The 3,682-nt window shown below is 35.1% G+C and carries 5 protein-coding genes; 1 reads left to right on the top strand and 4 read right to left on the bottom strand.

Annotation, left to right across the window (positions count from 1 at the left end):
- The first annotated feature begins 77 nt into the window (after positions 1-77).
- Positions 78-893, top strand: a complete 816-nt coding sequence (locus ACYVAA_RS22505; protein WP_460546240.1) for a hypothetical protein — start codon at positions 78-80, stop codon at positions 891-893.
- A 118-nt stretch (positions 894-1,011) separates the two neighbouring features.
- Here ACYVAA_RS22505 and ACYVAA_RS22500 read toward each other — a convergent pair whose 3' ends face one another.
- The 4 genes from ACYVAA_RS22500 to ACYVAA_RS22485 form a co-directional block, all read right to left on the bottom strand.
- Positions 1,012-1,878 carry a hypothetical protein gene (locus ACYVAA_RS22500; protein WP_460546238.1) on the bottom strand — a complete coding sequence of 289 codons (867 nt, stop codon included), beginning with the start codon at positions 1,876-1,878 and terminating at the stop codon, positions 1,012-1,014.
- Between the two features lie 28 nt (positions 1,879-1,906).
- Positions 1,907-2,743 (bottom strand): hypothetical protein, encoded by an 837-nt coding sequence (locus ACYVAA_RS22495; protein WP_460546236.1) that lies wholly within the window; start codon positions 2,741-2,743, stop codon positions 1,907-1,909.
- A 126-nt stretch (positions 2,744-2,869) separates the two neighbouring features.
- The gene (locus ACYVAA_RS22490) at positions 2,870-3,061 is read right to left on the bottom strand and encodes a DUF2683 family protein (RefSeq protein ID WP_460546234.1); all 192 of its coding nucleotides are present in this window, start codon (positions 3,059-3,061) and stop codon (positions 2,870-2,872) included.
- A 256-nt stretch (positions 3,062-3,317) separates the two neighbouring features.
- Positions 3,318-3,682, bottom strand: a 365-nt coding sequence (locus tag ACYVAA_RS22485; RefSeq protein ID WP_460546232.1) for an XRE family transcriptional regulator, incomplete at its 5' end; no start/stop codon positions are given.

Genomic DNA, 3,682 nt, shown 5'->3' with positions numbered 1-3,682 from the left:
ACCTCAAGGGAGAATCTTTGAGAAAGGGAATCTTGAAAAATGAATAAAAAATGACCTTCTTTAAATGATCTTTCTTAGTGGCACGGTTTGACCGAAATCACTGGCATGGTCAGACCGAAATAACCATCAGGGAACTTGAAAAGAAATATGGCCTGCAAGAAGTCAAAAGCAGTCATGAAGCTACGCTTAAAGCAGCTAATAAGGATGAGATAGAAATGGTATTGAGAACTGGCGAGCCATCCAACCGGATGGTGCTACAGGAAAAGGTAAGCGAAGCCTTAAACCAAACCAATAATATCTCCTCATTTATTGAACATTTGGAAAAGGATGGGATAAACGTCCTTTTCAATCAGGCCAGTACGGGTAGGGTTTCAGGAATATCCTATTTGTTTGATGGATTTACAGCCAAAGGACAGGCTTTGGGGAATCAATTTAAATGGGGAAATGTATCCAAAAAATTAAACTATGAGCAAACTAGAGACAGCAAGAAAATTAGCCAGGCAAATGAACGAACAAGGGCAAAATACCCCTCAGGAGCATCAAAAGGTCAGGATAGAATTTCAGGAATTGATACAGTGTTTGGTGGAACTTCAGCAAAACCAAGTTCAGATCATGAAAAATCAGAAGGCTTTGCACAATCAGATCAACAGCATTCGTCCACCACAGCCGAAACCAGATCCCAGGATGGATCAGCTAGTCAAGGGACAGGCTGGGCTAAAGGAATCCCATTCTCAGATGATTCAGGTCGTGAAAATAGCCTTTTTAGCGCTTATGGTGCCATTGCTGGCCTTAGCCAGTTGCTTGGTCCTGTTCCGGCTTCTGGGAATTTAGAGGAGGCTCCTCAAAGGAAAAGAAAGAAGAAGAAAAAGAAAAGTCAAGGCAGGGGGATTTAATATGTTCTATTGGTTTCAGGACTCTCCCATCATATCCTATATGCAAGATTTCAAAAAATCAAATCTGTTTTATTTTAGGTAAACAAAACCACTTTGACAAGGAAACTATTTCAATGCCCTAAATGCTTGAAAAATAAAAAGAATGAAGGTTATTAAGTGGTCGATTTTTTTTAAACAATTCAATTCTTTCATTATCCCAATCAAGTAGTAATGGAATTTTATTGTGAGTTACCTTCTGTTCACAATCTTCCGGATGCATATAGATACCGTCTAGGTATGGACCAAACGAGTTTTGAAAATCCTGAAAAACTGAGATTATTTCATCTCTTGAATTTTCAACTATATCAGAGATTAAATCTCGAATTTTTGAATGACACGCACTTAGACATTCCAAATATTTCCTGCAATAAAGAATTAAATTTGCCTCATTACCTAATTCTCTCAAAACTGATTTTTTGAATCCAGAATTTTTTTCGAGTTCAGACTTCAAAGACCAAACAGTAATAGACCACTGCAATTTAACATCCTTTACACTGTTAATTGATTTTGACCGAAATGTTACCTTATGAACAGCTTTGCCACCATGCTGTGCATGATTTCTAAGGGCATCAATGAATCGAAATTCAAAATAATTATCGTATTGGTCACTAAATAGTTTTTCAAGATCTTTTTGAGTATTTGGATTATCAGCTAAAATTGTTTTTACTGGGCTGTAAATTTGATCTCTATACATTTTAATTGCGCTCAAAAGATTAATGAACAACCTGTTCATGCTCAAGCTTAGTTCATGGGAATTTTTGTAGACTTCTTTGCTCAAAATGGCCCTTTCAACAGTTCTATTTAAAACCTCTTTCTCAACAGCTAAATAATTGGAAATGATAATATCATACTTCTCTTCTATTGATAGTGCTTTAGTAAGTATAAGTCTTGACTTATTCAGTAATTCAAACCTTTCTTGATTCAATTCAAGCTGGTCGTTAGACATGTTTTTGCGAAGGAAATATTTCAAAATATTACTGCTTTTGATTGAGCATTTTAATTTCATCAATAGTAACCAGATTATCATTACTTAAAAATAAATCGGTTTTGGCCCCATTAATAGAAATCTTTTCAGCCCACATGTATTGTTCAGTGCTAGTCCCTGCTAAGCGGGATGCGGTGGCAAATACAATGTAGTCTCCTTTTTCTGCTTCGATTGAAAAATCACCTTGGGCATTGGTTTTAGTAACTGTAAATTTTGGCTGAAGCAATGGAAGAATGGAATGACCTTTTTTAAATTCATTGATTAATGAATCCATCTCGTTATGCTTTTGCAAAAGTTGATCAATTTTTAATTTTTGAGCATAGTAATCATTTAAAGTGGGTAGCTTAAATCTTTTGCTCAGATAGGAAACACCATACAGTTTAATATCAATATCCCTAGTTTGCTCTTCCAACTCCATAAATTTTCTGAATTGGTTGTAAGTAGGCCTGGCATCTATGAGTGCATAATCTTTGCTTAAGTCAGCAAAGGAAGAAAGAGTCTTGCCCTTAGCTTCTTTTTCAACATCTTCCCATAGAGTCGATTTCAAAATATATTCACCCTCGATTTTATTTTTGAGATCGTGCAAGGACTTTTCAAAATCAGAAATTTGGTCATCAAAATCTAGAAGAACCGAATCCAGTGATGTTGCTAGCTCATTTGGTTTAGCAAATCCTATTGAAACCAAACCTAATGGAAAATTCTGTCCACCATTTGTAACAATAAACACCTGACCTTCAACTTTATGTTTTTCCTTTTGACATCCAGTAAATGAAAAAACAAGAATAAATGCAAAAATCAGATTAAAGAAAAGTATTTGTATTTTCATTGTATCTTGATAATGGAGTTTTCAATAATGAAACCTATTCAATTTTTCAGAAATGTGGTCAACTAGGTTAGAAATTCGATCATTTCCCTCCTAATCAACATTTTTAAATTAGTCAATGGAGAATAATTAAGCCTTATTTGTTGTCTTACCTTTTTCAATTTCCAGCATCTCCTTATACCCTTGGGCAACACTTTCGGCAATCCGCTTGGATTCAGAAGTATCAGCGTAAACCTCAAAATCTATTTTAAGGGCTTTTAGTACAGCTTTTATCGCATCTGATTTTTCTTGATCCTCTATTTCAATTAGGAAGGTTTCCATAAAGCCAATTTTATAGATTCTGGTTTGTAATTAATCATTTCAAGCTACTTATATATGTATGTATTCCTATATCTGTATATACAAATATGTCCATATTCACATAGATATAAATCTATGTGAATATGGACATATCTGTATATACAAATATGTCCATATTCACATAGATTTATATCTATATATACCTACTATTAAACCAAAGTCAAAGATTAGTGAATCAGCCACTAGATAAAACAATCCAACTCCACTGGACTAAATCCTATTTATTATTGATCAGCCGCTCCAATCTCGCCATCATTTCATCCTTTTCCTTTAACATTCTTTCATACAAGGCGATTTTCTCTTCATGTAGCTGGATCAACTTGTCTATTGGATGGAATGTAGGGTTTTGATTGATGGCATTCAACATTGAATTATCGTTGAATGTATTAGAAATAATATTCACCGCCTGTTCTTCATCAAAGTTCTGGATGGCTTCTACTGGGATATGAAGGATCTCAGAAACTTGGCGGAGAATTTCCTCCTCAATTGTTTCTTTTTGTTCCAATAAGGAAATTTTCTTTTGGGACCAGTCTTCTCCCAGTTCATGGGCCAAGGCATCCTGCTTGATGCCCAGCATTTCCC

This window comes from Echinicola sediminis, from assembly GCF_054777495.1.
This window is presented reverse-complemented; position numbering and strand designations above follow the sequence as displayed.